The organism is Sulfuriferula sp. GW1, from assembly GCF_047300855.1.
In the GTDB taxonomy this organism is placed as follows: Bacteria; Pseudomonadota; Gammaproteobacteria; order Burkholderiales; family Sulfuriferulaceae; genus Sulfuriferula.
This window is the reverse complement of sequence record NZ_CP170197.1, coordinates 247,855-264,165: the sequence shown is the minus strand read 5'-3', so window position 1 is coordinate 264,165 and position 16,311 is coordinate 247,855. Positions and strand designations below refer to the sequence as shown.

13 protein-coding genes and 1 pseudogene are annotated in these 16,311 nt (G+C 52.9%); 1 reads left to right on the top strand and 13 read right to left on the bottom strand.

Going from position 1 to position 16,311, the window contains the following annotated elements; translation table 11 throughout:
* Position 1: 1 nt before the first annotated feature.
* The 8 genes from ACFDAU_RS01265 to ACFDAU_RS01230 form a co-directional block, all read right to left on the bottom strand.
* On the bottom strand, positions 2–1,024 hold the full coding sequence (locus ACFDAU_RS01265; RefSeq protein WP_413438268.1) for an adenosine deaminase: 1,023 nt from the start codon (positions 1,022–1,024) through the stop codon (positions 2–4).
* Between the two features lie 70 nt (positions 1,025–1,094).
* Positions 1,095–2,177: a BMP family ABC transporter substrate-binding protein gene (locus ACFDAU_RS01260; protein ID WP_413438267.1), complete on the bottom strand. Its 1,083-nt coding sequence runs from the start codon at positions 2,175–2,177 to the stop codon at positions 1,095–1,097.
* A 118-nt stretch (positions 2,178–2,295) separates the two neighbouring features.
* On the bottom strand, positions 2,296–3,588 hold the full coding sequence (locus ACFDAU_RS01255; protein ID WP_413438266.1) for a hypothetical protein: 1,293 nt from the start codon (positions 3,586–3,588) through the stop codon (positions 2,296–2,298).
* A 327-nt stretch (positions 3,589–3,915) separates the two neighbouring features.
* Complete coding sequence (locus tag ACFDAU_RS01250; protein ID WP_413438265.1) at positions 3,916–5,244, bottom strand: alkaline phosphatase D family protein; 1,329 nt, start codon at positions 5,242–5,244, stop codon at positions 3,916–3,918.
* Between the two features lie 317 nt (positions 5,245–5,561).
* On the bottom strand, positions 5,562–6,758 hold the full coding sequence (locus ACFDAU_RS01245) for a hypothetical protein (protein ID WP_413438264.1): 1,197 nt from the start codon (positions 6,756–6,758) through the stop codon (positions 5,562–5,564).
* A gap of 136 nt (positions 6,759–6,894) precedes the next feature.
* The gene (locus ACFDAU_RS01240; RefSeq protein WP_413439481.1) at positions 6,895–7,449 is read right to left on the bottom strand and encodes a TonB family protein; all 555 of its coding nucleotides are present in this window, start codon (positions 7,447–7,449) and stop codon (positions 6,895–6,897) included.
* Positions 7,450–7,649: 200 nt separating this feature from the next.
* Positions 7,650–8,060 (bottom strand): ExbD/TolR family protein, encoded by a 411-nt coding sequence (locus tag ACFDAU_RS01235; protein ID WP_413438254.1) that lies wholly within the window; start codon positions 8,058–8,060, stop codon positions 7,650–7,652.
* 12 nt (positions 8,061–8,072) lie between these two features.
* The gene (locus ACFDAU_RS01230) at positions 8,073–8,774 is read right to left on the bottom strand and encodes a MotA/TolQ/ExbB proton channel family protein (protein WP_413438253.1); all 702 of its coding nucleotides are present in this window, start codon (positions 8,772–8,774) and stop codon (positions 8,073–8,075) included.
* Between the two features lie 604 nt (positions 8,775–9,378).
* Between ACFDAU_RS01230 and ACFDAU_RS01225 the strand changes: the two genes are divergently transcribed.
* Positions 9,379–11,364: a bifunctional 2',3'-cyclic-nucleotide 2'-phosphodiesterase/3'-nucleotidase gene (locus tag ACFDAU_RS01225; RefSeq protein WP_413438263.1), complete on the top strand. Its 1,986-nt coding sequence runs from the start codon at positions 9,379–9,381 to the stop codon at positions 11,362–11,364.
* Between the two features lie 144 nt (positions 11,365–11,508).
* Here ACFDAU_RS01225 and ACFDAU_RS01220 read toward each other — a convergent pair whose 3' ends face one another.
* The 5 genes and pseudogenes from ACFDAU_RS01220 to ACFDAU_RS01200 form a co-directional block, all read right to left on the bottom strand.
* Positions 11,509–12,609, bottom strand: coding sequence for a nucleoside hydrolase (locus tag ACFDAU_RS01220; RefSeq protein ID WP_413438262.1), 1,101 nt, complete (start codon positions 12,607–12,609; stop codon positions 11,509–11,511).
* Between the two features lie 122 nt (positions 12,610–12,731).
* Positions 12,732–14,180: an adenosine deaminase family protein gene (locus ACFDAU_RS01215; protein WP_413438261.1), complete on the bottom strand. Its 1,449-nt coding sequence runs from the start codon at positions 14,178–14,180 to the stop codon at positions 12,732–12,734.
* Positions 14,181–14,249: 69 nt separating this feature from the next.
* Positions 14,250–15,092, bottom strand: coding sequence for a 5'-methylthioadenosine/S-adenosylhomocysteine nucleosidase (gene mtnN / locus ACFDAU_RS01210; RefSeq protein ID WP_413438260.1), 843 nt, complete (start codon positions 15,090–15,092; stop codon positions 14,250–14,252).
* A 44-nt stretch (positions 15,093–15,136) separates the two neighbouring features.
* Positions 15,137–15,904, bottom strand: coding sequence for a hypothetical protein (locus ACFDAU_RS01205; protein WP_413438259.1), 768 nt, complete (start codon positions 15,902–15,904; stop codon positions 15,137–15,139).
* Positions 15,888–16,136 (bottom strand): annotated as a pseudogene (locus tag ACFDAU_RS01200) (hypothetical protein); the annotation flags it as partial. The pseudogene ACFDAU_RS01200 and the gene ACFDAU_RS01205, both read right to left, overlap by 17 nt.
* Positions 16,137–16,311: the final 175 nt, after the last annotated feature.

The following is a 16,311-nucleotide window of genomic DNA, read 5'->3' as shown; positions in this document are numbered from 1 at the left end:
CTTACTCATAAGCACATGCAGTCAATTTTCCTAACCAGTAAAATTTATCGGCCTCGCCCAGGAAAGATGCCTCGATAGAATTACTTGCAAGACTAATCATATCTTCCCGCGACAATTCCAGCGCTTGCTGGACTGCGAGATAATTGTCCGCAATGTAAGCGCCGAAATACGCTGGGTCGTCGGAGTTTACCGTCACGCATAAACCACGCCGGAGTAAACGCTTGAGGTTATGCTCTTCCATGCTCTTGAATACAGCCAGCTTAACATTGGACACTGGACACACGGTAAGCGGCATGCGTTCCTGCACCAAACGTTCACACAGTGTGTCATCGACTTCGCAGCCCACTCCGTGGTCAATGCGCGACACTTTCAGATAATCCAACGCTTCCCGGATATAAAATGGCGGGCCTTCTTCACCGGCATGCGCCACAGTTAAAAAATTCTCGCTTCGCGCCCGGTCAAAAACCCGGGAGAACTTGGAAGGCGGATGACCATTCTCACTGGAATCAAGGCCCACGGCACAAATATGATCACGGTAAGGCAGTAATGCCTCCAGGGTTTGCATGGCAGCTTCCGCACTTAAATGCCGCAGAAAGCAGGGGATAAGACGATGTGTCATGCCATACTTGTGTTTTGCGCTCTCAAGAGCTCTGATGATTCCATCGAAAACAATAGATAGCGAAACGCCCCTTTCCATATGGCTTTGGGGATCGAAAAACATTTCAACGTGCACAACGCCATCAGTATGTGCCCGCTGAAGATACGCATGCGTAAGCTGGAAGAAATCATCTGAATCCCGCAGCACCTGAACCCCTTGATAATAAATATCCAGAAAGGATTGCAGATTTGAAAAGCTGTAGGCGCGACGCAATGCGTCCACGTCCACATAAGGTAGTTGAATGCCATGTTTTTGGGCTAGATCGAAAACCATTTCTGGCTCCAGCGTTCCCTCAATATGCAAATGCAGCTCCGCTTTCGGCAGAGAGCGTATGAATGCCTGATTTTTGAGCTCGGATAAAGTCATTGCGTTCACAATATTAAAAAACGGACTGATCAAAATACCCGCCCGTACATAGCCTGCATCCCGCTCTAAATTACTTCGGAATGGAGCCTTCAACCCCTTGTACGTAGTAATTCAGGGACATCAATTCCTTCAGCGGCATTACAGTGCCCGCGACAACTTTCACGACCCCGGCCTGATTCTTAATCGGGCCAGCAAAAGGCATCAACTTGCCGTCAATGATTGCCTGCTTCTTCTCATTAAACACCTTGGCGACAGCGGGGGGCACCGCTGGACCAAGCTGTGTCAAAACCACCATGCCCTCTTTCATGCCCCACAAAGTGTCGGTAGGTTTCCATGTACCTGCCAACACCTGTTTGACTGAATCGATGTAGTAACGCGACCAATTCAAAGTGCTTGCAACAAGCTGAGCCTTGGGCCCAAACCTAGCCATATCGGAGTCCCAGCCAAACGCGTAGACGCCCTTTTCTTCCGCAGTTTGGATGACCGCAGGTGAATCGGTATTTTGACTGAGCACATCAGCCCCCTGGGCAATCATTGTTTCTGCAGCTTGACGCTCACGTGCAGGATCGTACCAGCTACTGACCCATATAACCTTGGTCTTGATCTTCGGATTCACGCTCTGCGCACCCAGAGTGTAAGCATCAATATTACGGATCACCTCCGGAACGGGATAAGAACCGACGAAACCCAGGATATTGCTTTTAGTCATTTTGCCAGCCAGCACACCCAGCATATAAGCACCTTCCCATGAGCGTGCCTGATAAATAGCCACATTTTTGGCCATCTTGTAACCAGTTGCGTGAGCAAAATCGGTATTGGGAAATGACTGGGCTACCTTCAACGTAGGATTCATAAACCCGAAGGAAGTAGTGAAAATAATCTTGTTTCCATCTGCCGCCAACTGCCTGATTACACGCTCAGCATCAGCACCTTCCGGCACATTTTCGACATAAGTCGATTTGACTTTTCCCGCCAGCGCTTTTTCCATTGCGATACGCCCTTGATCATGAGCGTAGGTCCACCCGGTATCTCCCACCGGCCCAACGTAAACAAATCCAGCTTTTATCGGTTTATCGGCCGCATTCGCTACAACAGCTCCTACAACAAGAGAAAAGCCAACCCATAACAACTTCAGATTAAAATTCATCTTCATTTGCAATATCCTAGCAGTTTGTCAACTCTAAACACTTAAACCCTCCGGCTGTCATGCCTGCCAAAGCGTATCTTCACCAGACCGCCCTGCGAAGCGAGCTTGGAAATTAGGGTGCGAACTAAGGTTGACAATCCAAGCCCTTGAGCATATCGCGTGGGTTGGTCGGATCGGCGTACGAGATATCCGGAAACGGGTTTGATACGGGGGTCGGATAATGGCCTTTTAGTATCTTTTCCCCAAACTGATTTATTAGAGCAACTGCTATCTTATAACTGATTCCCTGTGCGATAACCGAAGCATTATCTTTAGCGCCCCGTTTTTTCAGGTTTTCCGGGGGAACCGGAATTCCTCTTTCAGTCTCTGGAAACTCCAGTATGCTATCCGATATGGTACTCACCTCGATGAAAGGAATATGGTACATAGCGGCAACAACAGCGGAAAACCAATCCCCATCTTCGTCTATCTCGTGGAAGACCTGATTGGTCTTTTTGATGAATTCCTTGTTCGCAAGCCACATAGTCGATGTTCCCTGGATTCCATAATAGAAAATCTTTGGGTGGTCCTGCGTCATGCCAGGATTGAGCCACTCCGGCAGCCGCGTCGCCGACGACACGCGTGTAGCGGCGCACGCAAGGTAGCGCAACAACGTGGGGTTGGCGTATAACGTGCCATATCGCCCCATTGAACTCTCCTCAGTAAATTCATCTGGAACAAGTTCTCCGGTTTTTGTCATGAAAAAATTGGCGAAATTAACATGCTGTGCGCCAAGTACGACATCCCCGATAATCATCTGAGATGGCTCGAGATGGGCGCCTGACGTACCCGGATAGATAAATGCTTTAATATTAAAATGTTGGGACATCACCAGCGCCGACATACTGCGCGTGACCGGGCCACCAAACGGTTGAATACATATCACCGTGGGAATTTTGCCAATTTTTCCGACGTAAAATTTGAATGGCCCATAGGTAAGGGTTTTTTCTACAGAAACATGTTTCATTAGTTCGGTGTAATCAGGGGGGCCAATCGGGGCAAGGATACCTAACCTTGGCAGGTCATTATATGAACTATGCTCTGACAGTCTGGGTGCTGCCATGACTATACCTTGAGCTGCAAATAGCCACAAACATAGACAAGCAAGCAGAAACATTGGTAAGTGTTTATGTTCGATCTTCATAGCATGAACATCATTCTTTTTGGTAGTCTCTTTTGCTTCTTTCGAAACTTTGACTACCTGAGCGGGCATTGGTCCGGCGGTGCTTTGCGCATAGGGTATAGCATGGAACCCTGCGCCGGCCAAGGCTAGGGGCAATGGGTGATGATAAAGAGACTTCATAAGCGCTATCTTCCTTAAATAATTCGGCACACACTCTTTGGCAGGCTTGCGGTGCAGCAAGAGCACATCTGACATATATTTTTTCAGTACTATGGATTAGTCTTAATACACAAAACCAAATACATTTGGCAGTCACAACAAATTATTAAAAATAAAATTGAATCCACGTAATCATGATTTTGTGTACAATGCAAACGCCATGCCAGAATTAATAATCTCAATTAATCAATGCGTTATAAAAATAATGTCCATTAATCAGAATTTTATGATTCGATTTTATGCGCTATGACGCAGCAAAATCAGCGACGCCTGCGCGATAATAGTGCGTACGATCTTGATTGTGGTATGGCCGGTGCAGAAGTCAGTGTCAGGCCGATCAAGCCGCGCATGCTATTGCCTGGCCTAACGTGGTAGCGTGAGTTCTTTTAGCCCGATGCGCTTTTCCCATAGCGGTTTACCTTTTACGTTGAAGCTTTTCACATCCATGACACGCTCCTTGAGCGATCCGGTAAAGCTCATGGTGCAGTAATTACGCTCGCCTACTAGTGTGCCTTCTACCAGCACCGGGTTTTTGGCTGCGCTGATTATGCTGTGGCTGCTAGAGGTAATAGGCGAACAGGTCAGTTCATACAGTGGATAGGCACCGGCGCGTGGCAGGCGCAGCAATTCAGTCTGGTGACGGTCGCCCGACAAAAACAGCACGCCGTTGATACGTGCTTGCGCCAGCCAGACCAAGAAGCTCTGGCGTTCCTCGCTGTAACTTTGCCAGCCCTCATATTTATTTTCGTCGTTAAGCATTTGCCCGCCAGCAGCAATGATTTTGAAGCTGGCGGTAGACCCCAGCAGCGCATTCTTGAGCCAGTCCAGTTGCGCTTTGCCGAACATGACTTTCTGGGCAGAATCCGGCATTTTCTGGTTATCCCGGTAATAGCGGTCGTCAAGAAGGAAAAAGTCCACATCGTTATAGCTGACCTTGGTAAATACACCTGGTGTTTCGGGTGTGCCATAACTCGGATTGGCCCAGTAATCTTTGAATAGATCAAGGCTTTCGCGCTTGAAAATGAAGCTCTTGTCGCTATCGTCAGTGCCATAATCATGATCATCCCAGATGGCATAGTGCTGCCCTGTTTGCAACAAGGCTTGCAGCTCGGGTAGGGCGCGGTCGCGCTGGTAGCGCAGCGGCATATCGAGTGGGCTACCATAATCAACTTCGCGGAAATACAGGTTGTCACCCAGCCAGATGGTCAGATCGGGTTTGACTGCGGCCATGCTTTTGAGAATTTCATACTGGCCGCCATAAGGCTTGCCGGGACGATCGTATTTTGTTTCGTTGATATACAGGCAGGAGCCAGTCAGGGCAGTAAACGGTGGCGGTTCGCCACGCCACTGCCACAGTGGTTGTGTGGTGAAACTTAGCTTGCTGCCAGCAGGCCTGCTGTCAAACATCACCTGATATTCATAATGCTGACCGGGTTCCAGCGCGGTAACAGGCAAGTGCCCCGTATAGTGGTGCACAGCCGCGAGCGGGGTTTTATCAGTGTGATGCCATTTTCCATCAGGCGTGCGGTACTTTATCCAGGCCTGTGTCGCCTCATTGGATTGCACCCAGATAATGGCGCTACGCATGCTGACGCTACCCACCATTGGGCCAGCGAGCAACTGAGCCGCATTGGTCGCACCGGCCAATAGCGCCACGGATAGAAACAAAACAGAACTGTATAGTTTAAGCATGAGACTCTTGGCTGTGATGGAGGATTAGTTGTTTGATCAGTGCGTACAATTGTTGAGGATCACCCAATCATGAAACGACGCGTCATGGCGTAATGCGCCTGGTTTCTTCTCCAGCTCCGACACATGTAGTGCCAAGGGTCGAGGCCACCAGAAATGGCAGGCTGTTCGGCAATGAGCTTGCCGTTCGCCACCAGCAGAAGAGGGTGCGCATTCACCCGCAAGGATACATAACACACCATCCTTCCCCGATCAAAAGACCGAATGTTGGCGCAACCCAGAGAGGTCAAATTTGGACGCTGTTTACCCCATAATCCCAGTCAGTTTTGCACGTTGATTAATGCTGCTCGGGTTGTGCGTGGCTCTTGCCCGGCCAGGATCGCCTTAGCAACACGACTTCCAACCTGATATGCAGTCTCCAGCGAGGCATCGTATCCTGTGTAGGCACCGTGCTGCTCGGCGTTGGCACTCTGTTCCGCAGTCATGCCATCGGGCTGGCGGTCAAAGTTACTCGCTGTGCGAAGAAGGAGGGCTCGGTTCCAATCGGCTCGGCCGGCTTTGGTCAGCGAATAGAGCGCCACCATGGCACCGGAATCGTTCATCGCTGTAGTACCCAGGCGCGCCTGACCATCGGTCTCGTAGATCACCCAGCGATGTGCCCAGGCATCCATCAGTGAGCCATGCCAGAAGGTCTCACCTGCTATATTTGCACCTATAGCGACTCGTGGTGGATGCTGCGCAGCAGGATACCCAATGTATTTCGCGCCCAGGGATTGCATTGCTTCGTTCTGTGGCAAACGTATATCTTTGGTGAGAGCATAGGCCCAACGAAGTAGCTTGGGATTCATCTGCACGACCGTGCCGCGCTCATTGATATGAGCCTGATCATGAGACCAGGTCCGTACGTCTTCGCTTGATCCGGCGGGTACGCGAGGCTGTTCGTCAGGCCGGGTTTTGTCAATGGCATAGAAGCCATCGGACCAGTCCTTGGGCATCTCGCGCGGGTCGATGAGGTGCAGCAGATCGCCGTTAATAATATAGTCGGTCCAGAATGCCGCCCCAAGCGAACCATCCTCGGGTGATACACCTGCAATACCATTGATTAGCCAGTAGCTTTTGCGCAGATCGAACCGGGAATCATGGCCGAGTGCCATTAGATTTACCGCAGGGCGAATCTGGCCTGGTCCCACGACCACCGCGATCTCGGATCCATCGGCATTGGCGCGCACTGGATGAGTCATGCCAGGGACCTCAATACTGCGGTTGAGATGGTCGCGCTCCACCCAGAACTGCAACTCACCGGGTTTATCTCCTGTGTCGTGACCAACCTCAAAATAGGTCACCACAACCAGCTTGGGCCGGAGAATCTGCGGAGGCACTGCGGCGCTGACATGAATCTGATTGGTGTGCTTGTGTTGCGGCGGAATGAATGGCGTTTCGTCTGCGTGCAGCATGGTCGCGAATACAAGAGCCAAACCTGCAAGCAAGAACCCAAATTTCATTATTTTCAACTCCATAAATGATTCGTTAACTCAACGCACAGGAATTTTCCAGTCTGCGACGATCCGGCGGCGCACTCGCACAACCACCCTTGATAAAACTGTTCTTGCCACACGGGCAGACACAAGAAATCTGGCCAATGGCGCTGGTAACTCACTGCGCACTCAACTTGAACTCGACAGTTTGTATAGCCTTCCCATCGACAGGTTTTCCGCCCAGCTTCCGGGGCTGAAAGGTCCACTCCCGAATGGCACGCATAGCCTCCTGGTCAAAGATCCGGGGAGGATTCGCATCCAATACTTTTATGTCCCTCACTTGGCCATCCGCCGTCACGATAAAGCTAAGTTTGACCCAACCCTCTAAACCTGCCTGTACAGCGCGCCGCGGATAATTGGGCTTACTACGACTTAACGCGACAATATCGCTACTGCCCTCGTCCTGGCTCACCGGAGTCGGCTTGCCCGATGTGCTAGTTACGGGTTGGGCAACCGGGGGACTGGGTGGTGTGCTAGGGGCAGGAGTCGGAGCAGGTGGTATCTCAGAGGTTGGAGTCGAAATTGGGCTCGGCGCTGGGGTTACGGGAGGCGGTACAGGTGTTGGCTCCGCCTTGGGAGGAGTGGGCTCGTGAGCGACCACACGCTTGACCGACTCCGGCTTAGCTGCTTCGGTTTTTGGTTCCGGCTTTGGTTCTGACTTGGGTAATACCATAGGAATGAATTCAGTGACCTGGGTAATCTGCTTTGGGTGGTTTTCCCTGACCAGCAGATAAGCAACCAGGCCCAGTAGAACTCCTTCGATAAGCAAGGCAAGCAACGCGGCTTTGACCAGTGGGAGGCGATGTTCCTTGACCATGTCCGGCATGGATGCCAAAGCGCCTACATCATACTCAGCCCTCTCAGCCAGCGCGCTCACTGAGCCCCCTCACGGGTTGCAATACCCACGCCAGTGATCCCCTGTGCCCGCGCAATATCCATGACTTTGAGCAAATCCTGCAGGGAGACCGTCTTGTCGCCGGCAATGATCACCTGCAGGTCACGTCCTGTGTGCAGCCCCCGCAAGTACTCCGCCAACTGCGCAGCATTCATCGGCTGATCCTTCACCAGCATGCTGCCGTCCCCCCGCACCCCGATGACGATCTGGGTCGGAGGCAATTTTTCCGCGGTGCTCGCTCCAGGCAAATGCAGCTGGACTCCCGTACCGGGAATCATCTTGAGCGTCACCATGATGAAGAACACCAGCAGGAACATCATGATGTCGATCATGGGGATGATCTCGATGCGCGCACGCTCAACTTCGAAGTAATGGTGGGTTTTTGCCATAGGGCCTCCGGATCAGGAATATGCGGTCTTTGGTTGACCGGATTCGGTCGGGGCGCTCGAGGTATGTGACAGGCTATACACGTCCCCTGCTGAGGCTAGCGCCACTCCCCCGCCATGCAGCCGGTTGATGACCATGGTCTTGAGCAGTTCCATCTGATGCATGGCCAGACGCACGCGCTTGTTGAAGTAGTTCAGGAAAACCACGGTAATAATGGCGATGAAGAGTCCGCCGCCGGTGGCGATCAGGGCATGCCCGATACCTCCTGTCACCGCATTGGGATTGTTCGCGTCTCCCAGCACGTCAAAGGTCTCGATCATGCCGATGATGGTGCCAAATAGACCCAGCAGCGGCGCCAGCGTGACCGTGGTGTCCAGAACCCAGAGCAAACGATCCAGCTTGGGCAGCTGCCAGAGCATGTTTTCCTCGATATGGCGGTCCATCACTTCGGCATTCTCGCCGCGGGAACTCAGGGCGGTGGCCAATACCACGGTCTGCGGTGCGCCCGCATAGTGTTCCACCACCTGTTGCAGGGCCTTGCGGTCTCCATAGCGAACCTTCTGCACCGCGAATTCCATCGCATGGCCCATGCGGATGATCCAGTTGAAATAGTAGAACCGCTCCACGATGATCATCAGTGCAAGCAGCAATAGCACTGCCATGAGCGGCAGCAGCCCCCCCGACATGACACTCAATTGAATCAAATAGGCCAGCATGGTCCGTCTCCTCGCGGTGAGCAGGCCGCTCGCACGGCCCGGAAATTAAATGTGTACTGCAAAAAAATGTCCGGGACTTTGCATTGCGGCACGCCCAAAACAATAGCCAACTGATTGTGATTCAATTGAACGTCGCGACTACATGGCGTGGCCGGAAAATGGCGGACACCAGGCAGACGGGGAAAAACCAGGTTAGAAACATAAAATTGAATCCAAGTAATCTAGCTTTTGTGTACAATGCAAACGCCATGCCAGAATTAATAATCGCCATTAATCAATGTGTTATAAAAATTATGTCCATTAATCAGAATTTTATGATTCGATTTTATGCGCTATGACGCAGCAAAATCAGCAACGCCTGCACGATAATAGTGCGTACGATTTTGATCGTGGTATGCCGGTGAATGAGAGAATAAATCAGGAGGCAGCGCCAGAAGGCTGCGTTTGCATTCTCTTGCCTGTCTTCAATACGTCAAGTAGAGAGCAATCACAAAAAGCAAGCCATTGGTTAATATGTAATGGTTTACACAGAGCCTAGAACTAACTTAAGCCAAATTGAATTGTAATAAATATAGCGAATTCAACTATTTTTTCCGGTGAGCATATGACTTTACCTATACATCAGAAACTCTGGCGGCACATGCGTCGGCTCTGCGCTGCAGCATTGCTAATTTCAGGCATGGGGCTAGGTGGATGTGCTCACTATAGCGCTCACCTGACGGGTACCACGCCTCCAGTTGGCAAGCAGATAGATGTGGTATTGATGGAAACCACCGATCTCCATAGCAATATTCTGAGCTACGATTATTACAAGACCGCCGAGGATAAGACCATAGGCCTGGAACGTACCGCGACGCTTATCGAGCAGGTTCGTGAAAAAAACCCCAACACCCTGTTACTGGATAACGGCGACACCATCCAGGGCACTGCGCTAGCCGACTATCAGGCCACTATTCACCCTGTGACCTGCAGCGAACCCCTGGCCCAATACAAAGTGATGAATTACCTGAAGTATGACGCCGGCAACATCGGCAATCACGAGTTCAACTACGGCCTACCCTATCTGAACCAGGTCACGCACAATGGCAACTCATGCAAAGGGCCAAACTTTCCTTTGGTATTGGCAAACGTATATAAAGTCGTCGACAAGCAACCCTTGTTCAGGCCCTATGTAATTCTGGATCGGAAATTCGACGGCGAAACGATTCACATCGGAGTGATCGGCTTCACACCGCCAGGCATCATGCAATGGGACAAGAAATTTCTGAATGGAAAGGTCTATGTCGAAGGTGTAAAGGAAAGCGCCGAAAAATACATACCGGAGATGCGCGCCAAGGGTGCAGATATCGTGGTTGCCCTGGTACATGGCGGCATCTCCACACGGCCCTACACACCAGCCTCAGAGAATACTGCGTACTATGTCGCCGAGGTCAAGGGTGTAGACGCAATCTTCTCCGGTCATTCACACAGCTTTTTCCCCAACGGGAAGAACTACGCCAACCTGCCGAATGTGGACAATGTCAAAGGCACACTCTTCGGCATGCCGACGGTCATGAGCGGGTTCTGGGGTAACAATCTGGGCCTGATTCGCCTGAATCTGGAGTACACCGGCAGTAGCTGGAAAGTGGGGAAAGCCTCAGCCGAACTGAAACCCATCGCCACGCGGGATGCGCACGGTGTCATTCACGCCGTTGTTCCTGATCCCAAGATTGCCGATCTGGTCAAGGCGGAGCATGAGGCCACCATACAGTACGTCAACACTCCGATCGGTCAAAGTGCATATCGTATTGCCACCTTTTTTGCCCAAGTGGGTGACACAACGGCCATGCAACTGATCAACAATGCTCAAACAGCCTACGTAAAAAACTATATCCAGCAGAATCTACCACAATATCAGAATCTGCCGGTGCTATCCGCGGCCGCGCCATATAAGACGAACTTCGGCGGCACAGGGTACACCGATATTCCAGCTGGCGGGATTGCCATCAAGAATGTGGCGGATCTTTATGTTTACCCAAACACACTGCAGGCAGTGAAAATCGATGGCGGCATTCTCAGGGCCTGGCTTGAGAAGTCAGCAGAACAATTCAATCAGATCAACCCGACCAGCACCGCCGATCAGTACCTGATTAACAGCAAATTTCCCTCCAGCAATTTTGACGTGATCAATGGCGTCAAATTTCAGATCGATGTCAGCAAACCTATAGGCGCACGAATAGTCAACCTTACCTACAATGGCAAGTCTGTTAACCAGACACAGGAGTTCATAGTGGCTACCAATAACTACCGGGCCAGTGGAGGTGGTGGCTTTCCGGGACTGGATGGATCCAAGACCATCTTCGCGGCACCAGACACCAATCGGGATATCATCGTCAACTACATCAGGAAGCAGGGGAAGTTGACCCGGGTTCAGAACGGGGCCGATCACAACTGGTCTTTCGTACGCCTCGCCACGGCAGGCCGTGTGCTCTATGACTCCGCACTGAATGTACAGCAGGTCGCACGTGATGATGGCATTGATAATGTCAGCTTCCTTACTGCCTGGAAGGATAACAGCGCAGGTGTCTACGGCGTCAACCTCAACAAGTAAACACAACCCTCCATGTTCCAGTCTCGCCGCCCGATCCGCAACGACTCGATATACAGCAGATCAAGCAGTGGGGCTGGTTTCCCTGACATCGCCTGTCGCACGCTGAGCATGGCGGCGTTTTCCAAGCGGGTGCATGGTTGTGATTCAAGGCCGTTGTTGGAGTAGATAAACGAACAACGCATCAAGCTGACCAACATCTATCGCGCGCACCACAGTCACATTTGGCTCGCCCAGCCCCGGACCGCCGCCAGCTGGCCAGCTTAATGTAGCACCATAGGTCGCACCGTGATCAACCACAATGTCCATCGCGAGAGTTGTGGTCGCGGTGGCAATCGCCGGTTTGAGTAGTACGGCAGCGGCCGTCTCGTCCCACATTGGAAACCCGATACCGGCATATTTGGCGAAATATTTCGTAACTGGCGTTTCGCCCGCGCCCGCACGCTGTGCGAGTTCGGCGGTGAGCTTGGTCGGTACCGTGGCGTCGAGCGGTATGCTGGTGATTTTTTTCCAGCCGGCGTGCAGCATCATGTGGGCAGCCTCGGGATCCCAACGGCTGTTGAACTCGGTCCGCGGACTGTAGATGTACTGGAGCGAAAACTCGTCAATCGCGGACGCACCCGGATTGAAGGCACCCCCCATGAATACGAGTTCCTGCGCGAGAGCCGCAAACTGGTCATCCAGACGCGCCGCAAGTGCGAGATTGGTAAACGGGCCCATAGCTAGAATGGTGACCTCGCCGGGAAACTCGCGCACCTTCCGCACCAGAAACGCAGCGGCGGTTTCGGCGGCGGGCCTGATGCTGGGCTCGCCTTCCTCGAGACGCGGCACGACTTCAGCGGCATGGTAGCGCGTCCGGTTTACCGTGTTATAGTCCGGCCAACTGCGCATCCACGCGCCTTTGTATGCAAGCTTGCCATAAAGTTTCTCCCAGCGGCGTGTGTCCTCCTCGGTATTAAGTAATGGATAAGTCGCGCCCGGCACGACCGGAATCTCGGGTCGGCCGATCAGTTCGAGCATGCGCAAAGTGTGCGCAACATTTTCCTTTTGCCAGCCGTCACCGCTTTCCACCGTGATACCGAGCACTTCTATTTCGGGTGACTGCAGCACCATCAGGATGGGCTGCAGATTCGGTCCACCCGGGCCGAACGCGTCCTGATCGATGATCACCTTGCGTCTGGGTGCTGCAGGACTGGCGACTGTGGACGATGGCGATATTCGCTTGATCGTCCCAACAGGCACATCCATGGCGACATCCTGTGCTTTAGCCTGAAGAAACGAGAATGCAAATATTATCGCCAGGAATGATTTTGCCTGAATCATTTTTTGACCATAATCCTAAAAAATGGATTTACTATCTTCCTCATCGATTACTCATGAGATACCGTCTTTTCCTGCAAGCACAACTTGTAGTGCTTGCACAGAAACGAATAACTGACAGGATGCACGTGCTTTAGCGAATCCCATCCATTCTGCTTGAACTGATCTTCGAAACGCGCCACGCGTTGATCGTACTGTCGGAGCAGTCGTTGCTTGGTAGTTTGATCGAGGAATGAGTAGGTCAGAGAGTTACGCCCCATTTGTACAATCTCTTTCCACGACAGATTGAACTGGGTGACGGCAACATAGTATTCGTCAGTCAAATTGGAATCCCACATGCCGCGGTCGTCGGTGGACAGGGCGACCGGAATACCAAAGCGCAAGTATTCCGGAAATGGGTGCTGGGAGAAATCTTTCACATAATTGAGCAGCAGGTTGCTGATGAGGTTGATCTCGACCATGTAATGGTTGTCACGCACCAGCAGCATGGTTTGCGGGTCGTCGATCAGGTTGACACCGTGGCCGATACGCTTGGCGCCGAGCAGCAGTGAATCGCGCACATGGTAATTCGGCTCGTCCTCCTCGCCCGCGTGAATTGCCAGATTGATGTCGGGATAATGCTTGCGCAACTCGCGCAGGGTCGGCAGAAAGCGTAGCGGATAGCCCTTGCCATTGTCTTCACGGCCGACAAAATTAATGCCGACATACATATCACGGTGCTTGTCGACAAAAGCATACTGCTCCCTTAATTGCTCTTCGGCATTCGGCAGGAAGCGCAGCACTGAAGTCTGAAACCGAACCTCCACGCCTGTGGCTTTGGCATCCCTGGAGGCCAGGCGCTTGCGATAGATTTCGACTACATCGTCTGGCGAAAAAACGCTGCCATCGGGCTTCAAGAAGCCCATCGCACCATTCATGAGCTCAAGGTAAACAACGCCCTCTTTACTGAAAGCCTCCATGTTGCGATACAGGATTTCACTGATCACATAAGGATTGCCCGCAAGGTCGTTGAGCCGCTGCCAGTGTGTGCTGAAAAATTCATCGCGGCCTTCATACGAACGGTTAAGCCGGATGCTGTTGAGCCAGCCGATTTTCTGTTGCGGACTCAGATCTTGCAGGCGTTTGTATTCAGTCTTTTCGCAGGCGCTGAGCTTGTCGTAATTCGACGCTTGCACATTTCTGAACAGCATTAGGTAAGGTGCGTGACCAAACTCATTGACATCATACGGTTCACAGTTTTCGATGCGCACCTTGGTGTAATAGGTGTAGCCCCGTGCCTGCTGCGCCAGCGCCGCGTCCCACCACCACTCCGAACGCCCGGCACCGGACAGGTGGTCGTGCAGGTCGCCGCCCTTGGGCAGGGCATACAGAAAGGTGTACAGCTGTTGCGGCGTGGCCTTGGTCTTGACCGCATCGAACCAGGCTTCATCGGCCTGCGCGGACACCCCTGCGAACAGTTGAATGAACAGAACAAAAATCAGAACCCACTGTTTACGCATAGCAACCTCGAATCCGGAATACAAAAAACAATAATGACTATCCGTTATAACGCACCATTATTTACGCGCTCACAGATATTTCAGCAGATGCAGGGAAAACAGCGCAGCCTGACGCGCGGCAATCGGTCCCAGCCGCAAGTAATCGTTATTCGGTGCTTCCTGCGCCACATTGCTGCCCGCGCGCACAATCACATAGGGAACGCCCAGGGTTTCACACACATGGCCGAGCGGAGCCGATTCCATCTCCATAATATCCGCATGGAATCGACTACGCAGACTCCCGATACGCCGTGTGGTGACGCCGAACAGATCTGAAGATGCAACCACACCACGCCGCGCCTTGATCGTATAAGTAGCGCCATTGGCGGTAACTTGCGGGGCTTCGTAGGTAGCGATGGCCTGATCGGCAATCTTGAGCAAGCTGTCTGGCGGAGAGAATGCGTTTTCAACTTCATTGCCATTATTCGGTCCATTCATCGGGCGATACACCATGCCCTTCCGTGTCTGGCTCCCATAGTCATGCTCATAGGTGACGGTGGCGACAATCACATCGCCGGTACGCAGATCAGGGTTGATCCGTGCACCAGTGCCGCTCATCAGCACCAGCCGCGGTTTGAATTGCGTGATGAACAACGTACTGGTCATCCCGGTAAAGGTCTTGCCGATGCCGGTGATCGCCACCACCACCGACTTGCCGCCGATCTTGCCGGTGTAATACGGGATTCCCCACAGCGACTTTTTCTCGCGCTGCGTCATGGCCTCGACAAAAGGCGGGATTTCCTGCGGCACTGCGCCCAGAATCAGAATCGTGTCGGTCGGCGTGTAATACGCCGGCTTAGCTGGCGCCTCGGCAGCGTGCAACGTACTCGATAACAACAGGCTCAAACCCAACAATAGGTAATGCAGCTTCATCTCATCTCCTCCAAAAATTGCCACCCAGCAGAAACTACGTAACCTTAAGGCGTCGGTATTACCTTCTCGTAGCGATCCCAATGCTTGAGCAGCTCATGCACCACAACTGAGCCTGCGCGATATTGCGACTCGAAAGCCGGTACGGTGCCCGGTGATTCATCGCCGATCGTGGTCGTCACATCCTGACCGGTGGGCGGCAAACTGTAGTTACTCGCACTGCGCAGCATCATCACGCGGTTGAAATCGACGCGACCCTGTTTCGCCATGCGCTGCAGGGTGCCAACGTAGGCGGCCTGCTCCATCGCCGTGGTGACGAACCTATCCTTGCCGCCGGTCCAGAGTTTCACCCAGTCGCGCGCCCACTGTGTCCGCGCTTCCCCGTGCCAATAGCGGGCCGTGGCCAGCGTGCCACCCATCATGATCTGCGGCGGCTGCCGGGCGGCGGGATAAACCGTGTATTTCTCGCGCCAGGCTTTCAGCGCAGGTGAGTCCTCGAGCGTCGCATGGCTCCTGGAAAATCCATAAGCCCAGCGCGTGAGCGCGGCGTTGAGCGGGTAATTCATCGTGTAGCTGAGTGTGGCCCCGCCCCAGCCGCCAGCGTCGGTGTGCGTTTTCGGCAGCAGGTTCGGCGCTGTCGTACCGATGGCGAAAAGGCCATAGGGCCAGCTTTTCGGCATCTCGGATTCGGCGATCTCGCGCATTGCATCGGCATCGACCACATTGGCTGCCCAGACCCGCGCTGCCGATAGAACCGGCGGCAGGGTCGATTCCTGAGATGCCGTTGATGATCCAGTACGTCTTGCGCAGATCAAGTTGCGGATCGAGGCAGAGCGCCATAATCAGCTCGCTGGCGGGCACGGTGGAAAGATGCTTGTCGCGCGTGTTGCCCGCGACGCTGCCATAGAGGCCGGCGGCGTTGTAGCGCAGCGGATGTGGCGCGCCTGGAACCGCCAGCGTGCCAGTGAGTTTTTCGCGTTCCACCCAATACTGGAATTCACCCGGCGCGTCGCCCGTGTCGTCGCCGACTTCGAACCCGGCGAGCACGATCACCTTTGGGGCGATCTTGTCAACGCTGCCGGCGGCGTACACTGCGGTGGCGAACAACAAGGTCAGGCCAAACAATACGCGACTCAGTTTCAACGCATTCCCTCCAAAAATACAACCGACATGCCTGAATCCAAATGCCTCAAGTTCGCTATGTAATACCTCACCATCACCC

Excerpts from the sequence above, each read along its gene's own strand:
- ACFDAU_RS01245 (WP_413438264.1), bottom strand. The coding sequence starts at position 6,758 with ATGGAGTTGAAAATAATGAAATTTGGGTTCTTGCTTGCAGGTTTGGCT.
- mtnN (WP_413438260.1), bottom strand. The coding sequence starts at position 15,092 with ATGAAGCTGCATTACCTATTGTTGGGTTTGAGCCTGTTGTTATCGAGT.
- ACFDAU_RS01215 (WP_413438261.1), bottom strand. The coding sequence starts at position 14,180 with ATGCGTAAACAGTGGGTTCTGATTTTTGTTCTGTTCATTCAACTGTTC.
- ACFDAU_RS01240 (WP_413439481.1), bottom strand. The coding sequence starts at position 7,449 with ATGGTATTACCCAAGTCAGAACCAAAGCCGGAACCAAAAACCGAAGCA.
- ACFDAU_RS01265 (WP_413438268.1), bottom strand. The coding sequence starts at position 1,024 with ATGACTTTATCCGAGCTCAAAAATCAGGCATTCATACGCTCTCTGCCG.
- ACFDAU_RS01260 (WP_413438267.1), bottom strand. The coding sequence starts at position 2,177 with ATGAAGATGAATTTTAATCTGAAGTTGTTATGGGTTGGCTTTTCTCTT.
- ACFDAU_RS01225 (WP_413438263.1), top strand. The coding sequence starts at position 9,379 with ATGACTTTACCTATACATCAGAAACTCTGGCGGCACATGCGTCGGCTC.
- ACFDAU_RS01235 (WP_413438254.1), bottom strand. The coding sequence starts at position 8,060 with ATGGCAAAAACCCACCATTACTTCGAAGTTGAGCGTGCGCGCATCGAG.
- ACFDAU_RS01220 (WP_413438262.1), bottom strand. The coding sequence starts at position 12,609 with ATGGATGTGCCTGTTGGGACGATCAAGCGAATATCGCCATCGTCCACA.
- ACFDAU_RS01250 (WP_413438265.1), bottom strand. The coding sequence starts at position 5,244 with ATGCTTAAACTATACAGTTCTGTTTTGTTTCTATCCGTGGCGCTATTG.
- ACFDAU_RS01255 (WP_413438266.1), bottom strand. The coding sequence starts at position 3,588 with ATGTCAGATGTGCTCTTGCTGCACCGCAAGCCTGCCAAAGAGTGTGTG.
- ACFDAU_RS01230 (WP_413438253.1), bottom strand. The coding sequence starts at position 8,774 with ATGCTGGCCTATTTGATTCAATTGAGTGTCATGTCGGGGGGGCTGCTG.